The organism is Streptomyces sp. NPDC049887 (genome assembly GCF_040656535.1).
Lineage (GTDB): Bacteria > Actinomycetota > Actinomycetes > Streptomycetales > Streptomycetaceae > Streptomyces.
Window position 1 is genome coordinate 1 of record NZ_JBFAMM010000035.1, and the last position, 15,764, is coordinate 15,764.

A 15,764-nucleotide genomic window follows, 5' to 3' on the forward strand; every position below is an offset into this window, starting at 1 on the left:
CCGCGAAACCCGCGTCGCCGCCGGCGTCCGCCTCGGCAGCCGGCCCGGCCGCCCCGGAGACCGCGGCCGCACCCGTGGCCGGGCCGCCCGACCGGGGCTCGCCGGCCGACCGTGCCACCCAGCCCTTCTCGTACGCGTGCCAGCCGAGTTGCAGCCTGGTCGTCACACCGGCCAGTTCCATGAGGCCCTTGACTCGCCGCTGGACCGTGCGGAGGCCGAGGTCGAGCTGCTTGGCGACACTCGCGTCCGTCATGCCGGCGAGCAGCAGCGACAGGACCTCCAGGTCCGCGGCGTCCGGGCCCGCGGGGCCGTCCTGCGTCACCTCGCCGCTCCCGCCGAGGCGCAGCGGCAGCGCGTCCCGCCAGACGGCCTCGAACAGACCGGTCAGCGACTCCAGCAGTCCGCTCGCGTGGACGACCAGCGCCGCCGGCTCCGAGCCGCGCCCCGTCAGCGGGACCATCGCCAGCGTCCCGTCGGCGACGACGAGTTTGGTCGGTACCCGGTCCACGACCCGGACGTGCTCGTCGCGACCGAGCGAGGCCGACACCTCGACCAGCCCGGTCGGCAGCGTCAGCACCTCGCGCTCGATGACCACGCGGTACGCGACACCACGCCGCGCCGCCCGCTGTTCCGCCCCGCTGTCCATTCCCGGGACGACCGGCGGCCTCCCGGTGACGAGCGCGCACACCTCCTCGGACGCCCCCAGCTGGAGCTGCAGGAAGCGGTGGGCCACCGCGCCGGCGCCGGTGACCACCTCGACCAGGTCGTGCACGGGCGGATTCGCGGACTCGACCCGGTACTCCTTGGCCAGCAGCGCCGCAGCGAGTTCCGCCTGCTCCAGTTCGTGGCGGTGCCGGGTGAGCAGGGCGCCGAGCGCGACTCCCGGCGGTGCCGCCACCCAGCGGTCGGCGCGCGCGGACGACTGAGCGGCCAGTCCCTGACGCTCCAGCAGCCGCAGCGCCCGTTCGGCGTCGGCCTCCGGGAGCGCGAGCCGGTGCGCCAGGTCGGCCACCTCCGCGGCGCCCAGCGCCACCAGTGCGCGATACGCCGACTCCTGCCTCGCGTCGAGACCTATTGCTCCCAGCACCCCTGAGCCCTCCCCGGACCTCACCGTTCCGCCAGCTGCGGACACGATCGTGGCGGAAACCGGCCACGGCGTAAACCCGCCGCCCGGCCTCGTCCCCGGAGGGCTTCCGACCCTGCCGATGTGGCGCCACCACCAGCACCGTACGGACAACCGGTATGGCATCAGCACACATATGACAGCGGCAGCACCCACACGACGGACGCGGCACGCACCACATGACAGCACACACCACGCGGCGACGGCCGACGCCAACGGCCGACGTCAACGGCCGTGCGACCGAAGCTCGCTGACCACCCGAACGTCCGCCGGGCGTCCTTCCCGCGAGGGTCGGGACGCCCGGCGGGCGTGCCTGCGGACCGGGCTTTGCGGAATACGCCGTTTTCGTTCGGCCCCCGCGGTGGACAATAAGGGCATGAGTCAGCAGGGGGAGCGGCCCGCCGCGGGCGACGACTGGTGGAACCGGCTGTACGACGAGTCCGCCCCGGACACCGGCCCCACGACGGCGGCGGGCGACACACTCGACGACCGTTTCGACTCCGCGGTGGACACGGTGGGTCCCGAAGGGTCCCCGGGTACCTGGTGGGACCCGTCCCGCCGAGGCGGCGCCGCTCCTTGGGAGCCGCCCGCCGCCCCGTCCGGCCCGACGTGTTCAGCCGAGGACCCGCGCCCGTCCCGCACCGAGTCCGGGTGGCCCGCGCCCACTGCCCCGTCCGCCCCCACCGCCTCCGCCGCCCCTGCGCCGGGCGTCGAGAGCCCGGTGCCGCCGTCCTCCGTACCGGCGCCGCCCGCGGCGGCCCCCGGTGGGCCCAAGCCTGACGCCTCGTCAGCCCCGCCCGCCCCTGCAGCCTCCGCCGCAGCTCCGCCTCCGCCGGGGCCGCCCCCCGTGCCGGCGACGCCTCCGCCCCCGCCGGCGACGCCCCCGCGGGCTGCAGCCGGTGCGCCGCCCGTGGGGAGTCCCGTGGGGGAGTCCGCAACGGCACTCCCGCCGAAGCCCGCCGTGCCGCCCTCCGGAGCGGCCGACGCGCCCCTGGACCCGGTGCCCCGGAACGCGGGGCGACGCGGGGCCGTGCCGTGGCCACGCCGCCAGGAGGGCACCGGAGGCAGGGGCGAGGGCGAATACGTGGGGGACCGGCCGCCCACGTACGACGCCGAGCCCACCGCACTGCCCGCCGCGGACCCGGAGGATCTCGACGGGATCGTCGCCGACACCGTGCTGGACGGTGCACGGTACGGCGCGTTCGCCCTGCGGGCCGCGTCCGTGCGGGGCGACTCGGCCCGGTACCGCGGTGAGCCCCGGCGCGACGCGTTGCTCACCGTACGCTTCGGGGCCGGTGAGGGGGCCCTGGTGCTGGTCGCCGTGGCCACCGGCGCGCGGGCCGCCGAAGGAGCGCACCTGGCCGCCGCCGACGCCTGCCGCTGGATCGGCGGCGCCGTCGGCCGCAGCCGCGCCCGGCTCGCCGAGGACATACGGGACGGCCGCCGCGGCGACCTGAAGTCGGGACTCCACCGGCTCACCGACCGTTCCTTCGGCAAGCTCCGCGCCCGCGCCGCCGAACTGGGCGTGACCCCGGAGGAGTACACGGCGAGCCTGCGGTGCCTGCTGCTGTCCGCCGACCCCGCCTGCCGCACGCGGGTGTTCTTCGGCGTCGGTGCCGGCGGGCTGTTCCGCCTGCGCGACGGCGGCTGGCAGGACCTCGAACCGCCACTCCCCGACGCCCTCGCCGGCGAGCCCGTCGTCGGCTACGGCTCCCCGCCACCCGGGAACGGGGAGGGCGACCGGCTCACCATGGACCTGGGCGTCACCGGGCCCGCGTCGCCGCACCTCGACACGCCCGTGCCGGCGCCCGCGCAGCCGTTCCTGTTCCGTGCCTCCGTGGCCCGCCCGGGGGACACGCTTCTGCTCTGCAGCAACGGCCTCGCCGACCCCCTGCGCGGCGAGACCGCGCTCGCCGAGGAGCTGGCGGAGCGCTGGGCCGGGACGGAGCCGCCCGGTCTCTCCGCGTACCTGGCCGACACCCAGCTGCGGGTGAAGGGCTACGCCGACGACCGTACGGCGTGCGCCGTCTGGGAGGCGTAACCGCCGGGACCGTGGATAGATGGATCCATGGCCAAGCAGAACGTCGCAGAACAGTTCGTCGACATCCTCGTCCGCGCCGGCGTGCGGCGGCTGTACGGAGTCGTCGGTGACAGCCTCAACCCCGTCGTCGACGCCATCCGCCGCAACTCCGCGATCGACTGGGTCCAGGTCCGCCACGAGGAGACGGCCGCATTCGCCGCCGGCGCCGAGGCGCAGATCTCGGGCCGGCTCGCCGCGTGCGCCGGCTCCTGCGGCCCCGGCAATCTGCACCTGATCAACGGACTGTACGACGCCCACCGCTCCATGGCCCCGGTCCTCGCCCTGGCTTCGCACATCCCGTCGTCCGAGATCGGTCTCGGCTACTTCCAGGAGACCCATCCGGACCAGCTGTTCAAGGAATGCAGCCACTACTGCGAGCTGATCTCCAATCCCCAGCAGATGCCCCGCCTGCTGCAGACCGCGGTCCAGCAGGCCATCGGCCGCAGCGGCGTCAGCGTCGTCGCCCTCCCGGGCGACATCGCATCCCGTCCCGCGCCGGAGAAGTCGATCGAGCACGCCCTCGTCACCTCGCGTCCCACCGTCCGGCCCGGCGACGCCGAGATCGACGCCCTGGCCCGGATGATCGACGAGGCGGACCGAGTGACGCTCTTCTGCGGCAGCGGCACCGCCGGCGCGCACTACGAGGTCATGCAGTTCGCGGAGCGCCTCAAGTCACCCGTCGGGCATGCGCTCCGCGGCAAGGAGTGGATCCAGTACGACAACCCGTACGACGTCGGCATGAGCGGACTGCTCGGCTACGGCGCCGCCTACGAGGCCACCCACGAGTGCGACCTGCTGATCCTGCTCGGCACGGACTTCCCGTACAACGCCTTCCTGCCGGGCGATGTGAGGATCGCCCAGGTCGACATCCGGCCCGAGAACCTCGGCCGCCGCTCCAAACTGGATCTCGCCGTCTGGGGCGATGTGCGTGAGACGCTCCGCTGTCTCACCCCGCGCGTGCGGTTGAAGAACGACCGGCGCTTCCTCAACAAGATGCTGAAGAAGCACGCGGAGGCGCTGGAGGGCGTGATCAAGGCGTACACCCGCAAGGTCGACAGGCACGTGCCCATCCACCCGGAGTACGTGGCCTCGGTTCTCGACGAACTCGCCGCTGACGACGCCGTGTTCACGGTGGACACGGGCATGTGCAACGTCTGGGCGGCCCGTTACATCACCCCGAACGGCCGGCGCCGGATCATCGGCTCCTTCAGCCACGGCTCGATGGCGAACGCCCTGCCGCAGGCCATCGGCGCCCAGTTCGTCGACCGTGACCGCCAGGTCGTCTCGATGTCCGGCGACGGCGGATTCACCATGCTGATGGGCGACTTGCTCACCCTGCGGCAGCACGACCTGCCGGTCAAGATCGTGCTGTTCAACAACTCCTCGCTCAGCATGGTCGAGCTGGAGATGCTGGTCGCGGGTCTCCCCTCGTACGGAACCGGCAACCTCAACCCGGACTTCGCCGAGCTGGCCCGGGCCGCGGGGATGTACGGCGTCCGGGTCGAGAAGCCGAAGCAGCTCGCGGGCGCGCTCAGGGACGCCTTCGCGCACGACGGCCCGGCCCTCGTCGACGTCGTCACCGACCCGAACGCCCTGTCCATCCCCCCGAGGATCAGTGCCGAGATGGTCACCGGTTTCGCACTCTCCGCGAGCAAGATCGTGCTGGACGGCGGCGTCGGCCGGATGGTCCAGATGGCGCGATCGAACCTGCGGAACGTGCCGCGTCCGTGACTGCGGGTGAAATCGGCATGCGTGGCGGCACGTCCGCGGGGCATGCATTCCGGGAGTGCCTGTTCGAGCCGGACGGGACGACCGAAGGGGAAGGGACCGTTCCGACGTGCGGTGGGGGAAGATGGCGGGGCGTCAGGAAGGGTCGGGCGCCGCGCAGTTGCGGCGCAGCGTGAGGCGCGCGGACCTCAGGGCGGTACCGGAGGTGAGAAGGGCCCTGCGGGCCCTGCTGGGCCACTGGGGCGAGCCCGGCTCGGCCGAGGTGGCGGAGTTGCTGACCAGTGAACTGGTGACGAACGCGCTGGTGCACACGGAGGACGGTGCGGTCGTCACGGCGACGGTGGCGCCCGCCCGACTGCGGGTCGAGGTGCGGGACTTCACGACCGGGCTGGTGGAGCCGCCAGCGGAGCCCGTGCCCGACGAGAGCACGCACGGCAGGGGCCTGCTGCTGGTGCAGAGCCTCGCGGACGCGTGGGGCGTACGGGCCCACGGCCTGGGCAAGGCGGTGTGGTTCGAACTGCACGGTGGACGGGCGTGACGGGATCAAGGGCGTGACGGGGTCAAGGGGGTGACGGGGTCAAGGGCGTGACGGGGTCAAGGGGGTGACGGGGTCAAGGGCGTGACGGGGTCAAGGGGGTGACGGGTGCGGCGACGCGGGCCGGAGTGCCTGCGGGGGCCGGTCCGGGGGATCGCTCGCACGGTGGGGCGTGAGGCTCGGGTCGCCTTGGACTGGGCGTGTGGCTCGGGGCCACTGCCCCTGGGGTGCGAGCCCGCGGGCCGGTCCCTACGTCGGGGTGTGCGGCGCGGGCCGGTCCTGCATCGGGGTGTGCGGCGCGGGCCGGTTCGTGCCAAGGCGGCACCGCGGATACGACGCGGCGGCGGTCGGGTGCTACGCGGACGGGCGGGCTCCGGTGAAGGGCCCGCCCGTGCCACTGCCGTGCGGTGTCAGCCGAACTGCTGCTCGAGATGCTTGAGCTTCTGCTCGAGGGACTCCAGACGCGGCAGCGCCTGGGTGTCGTCCTCGGCCGTCAGATCGACCGTGACGGGGTCACCGCCCTTGACGGCCTGCAGGGAGGGCCGTGCGCGCGACGGCAGTTGCCCGGACTCCGCCATGGGGGGTTCCGTGACGGTTCCGACGGCCGCCGTGGAGCCGGGGAGACCACCGCTCACGGCGGTGGTGACCGCCACCTGACGTCCGCCGCGCCGCCCCCACGCCCGGTGCTGCCGGCTGAGTGCCCGCAGCCGCGCCCGCTCCAGCTTCTCCTGGTCGCGCCGGCGCAAGCGCTCCTGTTCCTTCCGGCGCCGGTCCTCGCGTACCTCGTCGACCGCCTCATCGAGGGTGCGCACCCCTTCGAGCAGCATCAGCGACCAGGCTCCGAACGTTTCACGGGGCGCCCGCAGCCACCGCACGACCCGGATCTGCGGCAGCGGCCGGGGCACCAGGCCCTGCTCGCGCAGCGCCGCCCTACGGGTCTGCTTCAGGGCCCGGTCGAAGAGCACGGCCGCGGACAGCGACATCCCCGCGAAGAAGTGCGGGGCGCCGTCGTGACCGAGCCCGCGCGGCGCGTGGACCCAGTTGAACCAGGCCGCCGCACCGGCGAACAGCCAGACCAGTATGCGCGAGCCGAGCGCGGCGTCGCCGTGGCTGGCCTCACGCACGGCGAGCACCGAGCAGAACATCGCGGCGCCGTCGAGGCCGAACGGGACCAGGTACTCCCAGCCGCCGGAGAGGTTCAGGTTCTGCCGTCCGAAGCCGACCAGGCCGTGGAACGAGAGTGCCGCGGCGACCGCGGCGCAGCAGAAGAGCAGAAGGTAGGAGGCGGTGCCGTAGACGGCCTCCTTGCGCCTGCGGCGTTCCTCGCTGCGCTCCCACGAGTCCTCGGTCGCGGTACTGCCCCGGGTGCGCCTGCCGCGCGCGAGCACCGCGACCGCCGCGACGACCCCTGCGAGCAACACGCCGCCCGGAAGCAGCCAGTCGAGCGATATGTCGGTCAGTCTCATGCGGTGTCCCTTGCATCTGCATCGCGTTGGGCGTTTCGCGCGCCATATTGGCCGAAGTGCCGTCGCGGACAGGGGGTTTCCCGGCAAGTGGGCGCCAAGGGGGCCGCACGACCTGCGAATAGGTGCCTTTCTCTCGAACATCCCATCAGGTGGGAGGAATTGAGTTCGATTACGGCTGCTCACGGGACGCCGGTCGAGCGTGCCCTCGGGCGGTGCCGAATCGGGGCGCCGTCGGGTGTGTGCCGGACCTCGGGGGCGCCGGCGCGAGTCAGCCCTGCGTGGTGAGCCGTCGCAGCCGGTCGGCGTCGCAGGTTCGGGGGCAGGTGACGCAGGTGTCCTCGGGACGCAGCGTGTAGTACATGCAGCAGCTCGCCCGGTCCCTGGTGGGCAGCGGCTCCCCGGACGGCCCGGTGAGTTCGCGGAAGCCGGCCGTGCCGACGTACGGCTTGGTGGCGCCGGGCAGCAGTGCCTCCAGCTCCGTCATCGCGCGGCGCTCCTCGCCGAGGAGGTGCGCCACGTACCAGAGCCCCTCGACGACCTCGTCCGTCGCCATACCCCACAGGGCGCGCCGTCCGCGCCGCATGCGCGGACCGAAGCCGTCGAGGATCGACTCCAGGTGCTCGGCGACGGCGTCCCGCACCTCCGCACGCAGTGCGCCCTCGTCGGCGACCACGCGCGCGCCCGGGTGTCCGGCGGCGGGGTCGCCCGGGAGGCAGGAGAAGGAGCGGACGCGGACCGCCATGCGGCCGTGGGCGCGCTGGTAGCAGACGTCCCGGACGGGCAGCCGAGGGACACGCCGCTCCAGGAACCACGGCACCGTGATCAGCAGGCAGGCCGGCCAGGCGTAGCGGTGGAGCCCGAAGCTCGCGACGACGTCCGGGCGGGCCTGCTGTCCGTAGTCCTGCAGCACCTGTGCGTTGTCCCACGCAAGGAACGCGTCGAGGGCGGCGCCGCCGGCCGCGAGGTCCGCCGCCGCGACCCAGCCGGCGCCGCGTGGTGCCGGCTCGCCCTCCGCGAGCTCCCGCACCCCGAGCCCGGGGAACACCGCCGACATCCGTGCGTACGCGCCGGTCAAGGGCGCCGTGGCGGGAGAGGGGGCGGAAGGCCGCGAGCCGTGAAGAACAGCGGGGACCGTCATGCGGGGACCACCGAATCGCGATCGTTGGCAGGTTAGCCTTACCTTACCCGACGCGATGCGTGTTTGAACTGTGACCCCGTCCGCCTATCGTGCACGCAGGACCCGTGCCGTGCGAGCCGGGCCCGGAGCGCAGGCGGAGGAGGACCCGAGTGGAGCAGGGCAGAGCGCGCGGCCATGCCGCGGCACAGCCGTCCGCGTCCGTCCGCGTTCCCGGGCAGACGCGGGCGGAGCACGCTCCCGGCCCCTGTTCGGACCCCCGTTCCGGCTCCGGCCCCGGATCCGGACGGCTCCCGGGCCCGACGCAGGAACCGGATGCCGCAGGCGCCCCGGTTCCGGCCCGGGGGTCGGCCTCGGCTCATGGCCCCGCTTCGGCACACGGCCCGGCTTCGGCCCCGGACCCGGTTTCCGCGTATGGCCCGGCTTCGGCCCCGGACCCGGTTTCCGCGTACGGCCCGGCTTCGGCCCTGGGCCCGGCTCCGGAGGCCGGTCCGCGTCCGTCGCACGTCCCGGCTCAGGCCCGGGCGCGAGCGGAGCGGTCCGCCCAGGGGCCCCACCCCGCCGCGGCCCCCCGTCCCGGGGAGGCGCAGGCCCGGGTACCGGGGCAGACCCGCGAGGAGCGTGCGCCGGGTGCCCGGCCTCCGTCCGTGGGCCGGGGGAGCGTTCCGGGCGGGGCAGCCGGCCGGGAGCGGTCCGGCACCGGGGCCTCGGCGCCGCGCGGGCATGACGAAGGGACGGAGCCTCCGTCCGGTACGCACGTCCGAGGCGAGCACACCCACAGCGAACCTCCGGCGCCCGGCACGGTCGTCCGTCGGCACTCCGTGCGCGGCCAGATCCTGGACGCCCTCCGGGCGGCTCTCGTCAGCGGCGAACTGCGTCCCGGCGAGGTCTACTCGGCTCCCGCACTGGGCGAGCGGTTCGGTGTCTCCGCCACCCCGGTACGCGAGGCGATGCAGCAACTCGCCCTCGAAGGAGCGGTGGAGACGATCCCGAACCGCGGTTTCCGGGTCGTCGTGCGCACGGCCCGGGAACTGGCCGAGCTCGCCGAGGTCCGCGCCCTGATCGAGGTGCCGGTGATGCTGCGGCTCGCCCGTACCGTACCGGCCGCCCGCTGGGCCGAACTCGTACCGCTCGCCGAGGCGACCGCCGGCGCCGCCGCGACCGGTGACCGGGCCGGCTACGCCGAGTCCGACCGCGCCTTCCACCGCGCCGTCCTCTCGCTCGCCGGCAACGACCAACTCGTCGCCGTCGCCGACGACCTCCACCGGCGCTCGCAGTGGCCCCTCGTGAGCGCCCCCGCGCCCCGCCGTGCGGACCTCGTGGCCGACGCGGCCGAGCACGCGGCGCTGCTGGAGGCGCTGATGGTGCAGGACCTGGCCACGGTGACCTCCCTCGTACGGGAGCACTTCAACGGCGCGGACCGCTAGGGCGGGGAGCGGTGCCCGACCCGGTCGTCCCCCTTCCGGCCCAGAGCGTGCGCGGCGCGGTGTGGGCCCTGGCCAACCGGTTCGGCGTCGTGGCCAGGAGCCCCGGTGAACTGGTCGGCGCCCTCACGGGCATCGGTCTCACGGGAGTGGCCGTCGTCCCGCCGCCGCGGGGCGCCGGGGAGTCGGCCGAGGTGGCCGAACTCGTGCGCGTCCTGCGGGACCTGGGTCACATCCGGTTGGTCACGGCACCAGCGCGGGCACCGGGAGTCGCAGGCGACGGCTCTCCCGGGCCGGATCGGGACCCGGCCGCGCCTCCGTCCGGTGCCGCGGCGGACGGAAGCGGGGACGCCCTCGTGGGGCCGGTCCGCGCCGGACCTCCGGACCTCGGCGACCCGGCCGTGGTCTGCGCCGCGGATCCCGTGGGCGTGACGGCCGCGTACGAGCACGGCGCCGGCGGTCCGCGCGGACGCCGGAACGGGAACCACGGCCGGCAGCGACGCCCGCACACGTACGACGGTCCGACAGGACGCCCGGACGGGGTCGGCGGGCCGGACCGGCGTCGGGACGGGCAGGACGGTCCGGCAGGAGACCCGGGCGAACGGCGTGGGCCGGACGAGCACGGCGGACTGCGCGCCGCCTGGTTCCGGGCCGGCCAGTCGCTGATCCGTGAACAGTCGCCGGCCGAGCGGGCACTCGTCCTGCTCACCTCGCTCGGCGACGAAGCCGACCCCCGCCTTCGCCCTGCCCTCGACACCCTTGCCACCGCGGCTCCGTGGCGGTCCGACTGGACCCGGGTGCGCGGCGATGTCTCCCCGCCCTGGCCCGGTCCGGTGGCGGCGCTCGCCCAGGGCACGGGCCGCTGGTCGCGGCATCTGCTCGTCGCCGACCAACGCGGAGCGATACGTTCCGTGCACCCCGCCGACGCCACTCCCGCGCCGGGGACGGCCACCATGCCCGTGCGGATCACGGCGCTCGCCCCCCTGCCCGACGGCACCCTGCTGATGCTGGACGAACGTGGCCGCCTGCGCACCCACGGCGACACCCCTCTCACGGACGCGGTTGCCGCCACCCTGGACGCGCATCCCGGCACCGCACTGGCCGCCACGGCGAGGCTCGTCCTGGTCGGCGACCGCCACGGATCACTGCACGCGTTCGGTCACGACGGCATGCACCAGGCAGCCGCGCACCGCGGCAGGGTGACCGCCGTGGCAGTGGCGGACGGCCCGGCTCCGCTGGTGTGCAGCGGGGGTGCGGACGGCACGGTCCGCACCTGGACGCCTGGTCGCCGTCCGGAGAGCACCCCGTTCGTGGAACGGGGCGTCCCGGTGACCGCGCTCGCGGTCCACGGCCGGGCGCTGGCCGTCGCCTGGGCGGACGGACTCGTCGAACTCCGCCGCTTCGGTACGGACGAGGCCCTGCCGCTGCGACCGGGCCCGCCGGTCCGGGCGGTGGCGGTGCCGGAGAACGGGTCGATCGTCATCGGCACGGACGACACACTGTTCCGCGTCACGGCACGCGCTCCGTCCTGACCGGCCGGGTGCGCCGGAGCGTCACAGCTTGGACGGTTCGTGGGTCGTGCCGACGGGTCGTGCCGACGGGTCGTGCTGTGCCCGACGGGGCGGCACGCGATGCGTCCCGTCACCGCAGCCTGCACGCGTGACATGTCACACAGCCTGTGCGGCCATCGACCGACCGATCGGGGTGCGTTCCCCCTGGGCGGTTCGCCGCCAGGAGCGGCGTGGGCGACATCGCACCGACCGGGGGAGCACGGGGCGCGTCCCCCGCCGGGACGGCACTCGACGCGTCAGGCCGCCGGGGCCGGCGGGGCCAGCTGGTCGGCGAGCCAGGTCGGGACACCGCCGAGCAGACGGAAGAGGCGGGTGGCCTCCGTACGCAGACGGGTGGCCTCCGGTTCCGGCTCGGTGTCGGCGAGCGCCGCCAGTGCCGGGGCCGTGCCGATCAGATAGCCCAACTCCTCGCGGATACGCAGCGATTCGGTGAACCCCTGCCTTGCCTCGGCGAGTTCGCCGTCGCGCAGGGCGAGTGCGGCGAGATGGCGCCACGTGAAGGACAGCAGCAGTGTGTCGCCGTGGGCGAGAGCGCCGGCGTGGGCGCGGTGGTAGGCCGCGCGGGCCGCCTGTGCCGAGTCCGCGAGGTGCTCGGCGACGAGGCCCCGGCGGAAGTCGAGGAGCGGTCGGCCCGGCGCGTCCGGCGCGAGCAGCGCGGCTGCCCGGCCGAGGGCGGCGCGGGCCTCGTCGGCCCGGTCGCGCACGCCCAGCACGGTTGAGGCGTAGGCGAGTTGACCCCGCTCGCAGGCGGCCGCGCCCCGTTCGCCGTCGTCCCCCGCCGCCGCCTCCGCCGCGCGCAGGGCGTCCTCCGCGTCCGCCCAGCCGGCGCCGGTGAACAGACAGCGTTCCACGAGGAGCGAGGCGCGCTGCAGGGTCAGCGCGGGCGACGTCGCGCGGGGGGCGAGGAGGGCTGCCGCGTCCGTCCAACAGCCGCGCGAGCGCAGCCGCCATACCGCGGTCTGGAGTGGATCGTCACTTGCTGTGGTTCCGGAACCAGACATGGCGGTATACGCCACATTGCCCTCCCCAAGCGCGCCATTGTGCTGTTGAGTCAGACGGAATGAGAGCACGGATCGGGCTACGTGGCCAAGGGGTCTGGTGAATCAATTCACAATCGCCGCGGGTTTGATCGACGAAGGCCGTGCAATTCCGGTGCGATCCGGGCCCGGTCGATGATTCCCAGACGTTCGGCTGAACGCATGTACGCCGCTTGACGACTCCTCACCGCGCGCAGGTGCGTAGCCGTTCCCCTCGCGAAAGTGCGGACGTCTGCTGCGTCGCAGGTCGGCGCCGTGTCCGTCGTCCCTCGCTCGGTCCTCCACGGGTGGCCGCCCGCGCTGTTCGGACCGGCCGGACCGGCGGGTGTCGCCTGCGCGGGACTCCGCGGGGGCGTCACTCCGGTGGCCGGCTTCCCGTGAGAGGCCACCCCCGGCGCCGGTCGTTCCCGCCCGAGGCCCGAGGCCCGAGGCCCGAGGCCCGAGGCCCGAGGCCCGAAGACAGAAGACAGACGCTGACGCCTGACGCTGGCGCCCCAAGATCGACGCCCGGAGTTCGAAGCCGAAGCCCGCGCGAGCACCCGCCCCCGGGCGGGCCGCCGGCCGCTGTACCGCGGCCCTCACAGGCCGCTGGGGTCCTCTCCGGCTCTCTCCGTCCGTACGGTCCTCTCCGTCCGTACGGTCCTCTCCGTTCCGCACGGCCGGTGCCGTGACGAGCCGGCCCGCGAGCCGGATCACCCCCGGCCGACTTGCCCCTGCGGCTGATCGTCCCCGCCTCTGCTCGTCCCGCGTCGGCTCGCCCCTCCGGTCAGCTCATCCGCAGGGCCAGGAAGAAGTCCAGCTTGTCCTCCAGCCGCGACAGGTCCCGGCCCGTCAGCTGCTCGATCCGCCCGACCCGGTACCGCAGCGTGTTGACGTGCAGATGGAGACGGGTCGCGCAGCGCGTCCACGAGCCGTCGCAGTCCAGGAACGCCCCCAGCGTCGGGATGAGTTCGGCGCGGTGGCGGCGGTCGTAGTCGCGCAGGGGGTCGAGGAGCCGGGCCGTGAACGCCCTGCGCACGTCGTCAGGGACGAACGGCAGCAGCAGGACGTGCGACGCCAGCTCGTGGTGGCCGGCCGCGCACACCCGTCCGGGGCGGGCGGCTGCCACGCGGCGGGCGTGCCGGGCCTCCTCCAGGGCGCCGCGCAGTCCTTCCGCGGAGTGGACGGCGGCGCTGACGCCGATGGTGAGGCGGCCGTCGTCGGCGAGGCCTGCGGAGAGCGGCTCGCGGACCGCCTCGAGCAGTGCGTCCGCGTGGAGTCCCGGGCCGTCGTCCTGGCCGGGGCCCTGCTCGTGTCCTTCGGCCGGCTCGCCGGCCCCGCCCGCGGGGGCGAGCACCGCCGGCAGCGGGACGAGTGCCACGGCCTCCTCGCCGCTGTGGGCGACGGCGATCCGGTCCGCGGTCTCGGAGCCCGGCGCCGCCGGGTCCACGAGGATCTCCTCCAGGAGCGACTGGGCGGCGGACCCGGCCTCGACGGCGGAGCCGCCCTCCGCCTCCCAGTCGACCCGGGCCACGACGACCTGCCAGTGGGGTGCCGTGCCGAGCCCCGGCAGCAGGACGGGAGCGGCGACCCTGAGGCGGGCGGCGATCTCGGCGGGCGGGGCGCCCGCCTGGACGAGTTCCAGGACCTCCTGCGCCAGCCGGCGCCGTACCGTGCGGGCTGCCTCCCGCCGGTCCCGTTCGACGGCGATCAGCTGGGTGACGCCCTGCAGCAGGTCGAGCCGGGCGGCCGGCCAGTCGGACGCGTCGGCCTCCACGGCGAGCAGCCAGTCCGACAGCACGGTCTCCCGGACGTCCCGCGAGGCCGGTGCGGCGCCCCGGCCCGTGTTCCGGATCGGGAACAGCGAGTACGTGGTGCCGCCGACGGTGGCGCGGTGCGGGCCGCGGCGACCCGAACGGGTCGCGGCCAGATGCTCGGCGGCCAGTTCGGCACCGGTCGCCGGCGGCAGCGGCTCGCCCGCCCCGGCGATCCCGCGTCCGGTGGGGGAGAGTACCCAGGCGCGAAGGTCCAGGTCGGAGCCGAGGAGGTCGAGGACGACCTCCGGGCCGCCGCCCGCCGGGCCCGAGGTCATCAGCCGTCGGTGGCGGTCGACGACGGCGGCCAGGTCACCGGCCCGCTCGCCCGACACCTGGCGCACCACATGCTCGGTGATCGTTGCGAATGCGACGTCCTCGTTCACGGCGAAGAGTGGCAGCCTGTGCCGCTCGCAGGCCAGGACGAGATCGTCGGGGATGTCTCCGAGCTCCGCCTCGCCGGCGGCCAGCCCGACGACCCCCGCGCTTGCGAGAATGCGTACAAAAGGCTCGGAATCATCGGCGCTGTGCCGCCAGGCGAGCCCGGTGAGCACGAGTTCACCGCCCGAGAGGTAGCGGCTCGGGTCGCGAAGGTCGGTCGTCATCACGCCGCGGACGGTGCGGTCCAGCTCGTCGTCGCCGCCGAGCAGCCGCAGTCCCAGCGCGTCGGTCTCCAGCAGTGCGCGCAGCCGCATCTCGTCGCCGCCGATCTGTCTCGTGTCGTGCCGTTGGACTGTGCTGAGGGGTGTGCCGATGGTTTCGGGAGGAAAGCGGAGAGGTTACCGGTCCCCGCCTTTCGTTCGAATCTACAAGACGAGGGTGGCGACCAGCCAACTCCTTCATGGTTTCGGTGACTGCACCCGGCGAGGCGGTCCTTGTGTACTGGGCCGCACCGCGTTAACAGGACATGAATATCCCGCCAGGGCCGGCCGTCCCCGGGCCCCAGTGAACGACCGAATCACGTAGAAGAGAGCCACTCATGGACTTCCTTCGCCCCGCCAGCTGGGAGGAGGCGCTCGCCGCGAAGGCCGAGCACCCCACTGCTGTGCCCATCGCGGGTGGCACCGACATCATGGTCGAGATCAACTTCGACCACCGTCGGCCCGAGTTCCTCCTGGACCTGAACCGCATCACCGAGCTGAGCGAGTGGGAAGTCGGCGAGGAGAACGTCCGGCTGGGCGCCTCCGTTCCGTACGCGCGGATCATGGAGAACCTCCGGACCGAGCTGCCCGGCCTGGCGCTCGCCTCCCACACCGTAGCCTCGCCGCAGATCCGCAACCGCGGCGGCGTCGGCGGCAACCTCGGTACCGCGTCCCCCGCCGGTGACGCCCACCCGGCCCTGCTGGCCGCCGGCGCCGAGGTCGAGGTGGAGTCGGTGCGGGGGACCCGTTTCATCCCGATCGACGTGTTCTACACCGGTGTGAAGCGCAACGCGCTCGCCGCGGACGAGCTGATCAGGGCCGTCCACATCAAGAAGGCGGACGGACCGCAGCAGTACTCGAAGGTCGGCACCCGCAACGCGATGGTCATCGCCGTGTGCGCCTTCGGCATCGCCCTGCACCCCGAGACCCGCACCGTGCGGACCGGTATCGGCTCTGCCGCGCCCACCCCGGTGCGCGCCGCAGCCGCCGAGGAGTTCCTCAACGCCGCGCTCCGGGAGGGCGGCTTCTGGGACAGCGGAAAGATCATCACTCCCTCGATCGCCAAGCAGTTCGCGGAGCTGGCCTCCGCCGCCTGCAACCCGATCGACGACGTCCGCGGCACCGCCAAGTACCGCCGGCACGCGGTCGGCATCATGGCCCGGCGCACGCTCGGCTGGACCTGGGAGCAGTACCGCGGCAGCGGCCGCACGCTTGAAGGAGCTGCATAACC

General features: G+C 74.1%; 11 protein-coding genes. 6 read left to right on the plus strand and 5 right to left on the minus strand.

What is annotated here, in order from left to right:
• On the minus strand, positions 1–1,087 hold a 1,087-nt coding region (locus tag AB0J10_RS30115; protein WP_363065978.1), incomplete at its 3' end, for a helix-turn-helix domain-containing protein.
• A 412-nt stretch (positions 1,088–1,499) separates the two neighbouring features.
• On the opposite strand from AB0J10_RS30115, the gene AB0J10_RS30120 reads away from it, so the two are divergent.
• From AB0J10_RS30120 to AB0J10_RS30130, 3 genes are all read left to right on the plus strand, one after another.
• Positions 1,500–3,164 (plus strand): protein phosphatase 2C domain-containing protein, encoded by a 1,665-nt coding sequence (locus tag AB0J10_RS30120; protein WP_363065980.1) that lies wholly within the window; start codon positions 1,500–1,502, stop codon positions 3,162–3,164.
• A gap of 27 nt (positions 3,165–3,191) precedes the next feature.
• A complete protein-coding gene (locus AB0J10_RS30125; RefSeq protein WP_363065982.1) occupies positions 3,192–4,934 on the plus strand; it encodes a pyruvate dehydrogenase in 1,743 nt (580 codons plus the stop codon).
• Positions 4,935–5,055: 121 nt separating this feature from the next.
• The gene (locus AB0J10_RS30130; protein ID WP_363066070.1) at positions 5,056–5,469 is read left to right on the plus strand and encodes an ATP-binding protein; all 414 of its coding nucleotides are present in this window, start codon (positions 5,056–5,058) and stop codon (positions 5,467–5,469) included.
• Positions 5,470–5,876: 407 nt separating this feature from the next.
• On the opposite strand, the gene AB0J10_RS30135 is transcribed toward AB0J10_RS30130, so the two are convergent.
• Together AB0J10_RS30135 and AB0J10_RS30140 are read right to left on the minus strand one after the other, a co-directional pair.
• Complete coding sequence (locus AB0J10_RS30135) at positions 5,877–6,932, minus strand: DUF2637 domain-containing protein (RefSeq protein ID WP_363065984.1); 1,056 nt, start codon at positions 6,930–6,932, stop codon at positions 5,877–5,879.
• A gap of 268 nt (positions 6,933–7,200) precedes the next feature.
• The gene (locus AB0J10_RS30140) at positions 7,201–8,070 is read right to left on the minus strand and encodes a (2Fe-2S)-binding protein (RefSeq protein ID WP_363065986.1); all 870 of its coding nucleotides are present in this window, start codon (positions 8,068–8,070) and stop codon (positions 7,201–7,203) included.
• A 644-nt stretch (positions 8,071–8,714) separates the two neighbouring features.
• Here AB0J10_RS30140 and AB0J10_RS30145 point away from each other — a divergent pair.
• Entirely contained in the window at positions 8,715–9,494 is a 780-nt protein-coding gene (locus AB0J10_RS30145) for a GntR family transcriptional regulator (protein WP_363065988.1), read from the plus strand.
• Between the two features lie 11 nt (positions 9,495–9,505).
• Positions 9,506–11,023: a hypothetical protein gene (locus AB0J10_RS30150; protein WP_363065990.1), complete on the plus strand. Its 1,518-nt coding sequence runs from the start codon at positions 9,506–9,508 to the stop codon at positions 11,021–11,023.
• 275 nt (positions 11,024–11,298) lie between these two features.
• Here the strand turns inward: AB0J10_RS30150 and AB0J10_RS30155 are convergent, their stop codons facing one another.
• Both AB0J10_RS30155 and AB0J10_RS30160 read right to left on the minus strand, forming a co-directional pair.
• Positions 11,299–12,063, minus strand: a complete 765-nt coding sequence (locus tag AB0J10_RS30155; RefSeq protein WP_363065992.1) for a hypothetical protein — start codon at positions 12,061–12,063, stop codon at positions 11,299–11,301.
• An 802-nt stretch (positions 12,064–12,865) separates the two neighbouring features.
• A complete protein-coding gene (locus AB0J10_RS30160; protein ID WP_363065994.1) occupies positions 12,866–14,587 on the minus strand; it encodes a PucR family transcriptional regulator ligand-binding domain-containing protein in 1,722 nt (573 codons plus the stop codon).
• 284 nt (positions 14,588–14,871) lie between these two features.
• On the opposite strand from AB0J10_RS30160, the gene AB0J10_RS30165 reads away from it, so the two are divergent.
• On the plus strand, positions 14,872–15,762 hold the full coding sequence (locus tag AB0J10_RS30165) for an FAD binding domain-containing protein (protein ID WP_363065996.1): 891 nt from the start codon (positions 14,872–14,874) through the stop codon (positions 15,760–15,762).
• The last annotated feature ends 2 nt before the right edge of the window (positions 15,763–15,764 follow it).

Bases quoted from the DNA above. Each gene is read 5' to 3' on its own strand.
- AB0J10_RS30120 (WP_363065980.1), top strand. From the start codon at position 1,500: ATGAGTCAGCAGGGGGAGCGGCCCGCCGCGGGCGACGACTGGTGGAAC.
- AB0J10_RS30125 (WP_363065982.1), top strand. From the start codon at position 3,192: ATGGCCAAGCAGAACGTCGCAGAACAGTTCGTCGACATCCTCGTCCGC.
- AB0J10_RS30130 (WP_363066070.1), top strand. From the start codon at position 5,056: ATGGCGGGGCGTCAGGAAGGGTCGGGCGCCGCGCAGTTGCGGCGCAGC.
- AB0J10_RS30135 (WP_363065984.1), bottom strand. From the start codon at position 6,932: ATGAGACTGACCGACATATCGCTCGACTGGCTGCTTCCGGGCGGCGTG.
- AB0J10_RS30140 (WP_363065986.1), bottom strand. From the start codon at position 8,070: ATGACGGTCCCCGCTGTTCTTCACGGCTCGCGGCCTTCCGCCCCCTCT.
- AB0J10_RS30155 (WP_363065992.1), bottom strand. From the start codon at position 12,063: ATGTCTGGTTCCGGAACCACAGCAAGTGACGATCCACTCCAGACCGCG.
- AB0J10_RS30160 (WP_363065994.1), bottom strand. From the start codon at position 14,587: ATGCGGCTGCGCGCACTGCTGGAGACCGACGCGCTGGGACTGCGGCTG.
- AB0J10_RS30165 (WP_363065996.1), top strand. From the start codon at position 14,872: ATGGACTTCCTTCGCCCCGCCAGCTGGGAGGAGGCGCTCGCCGCGAAG.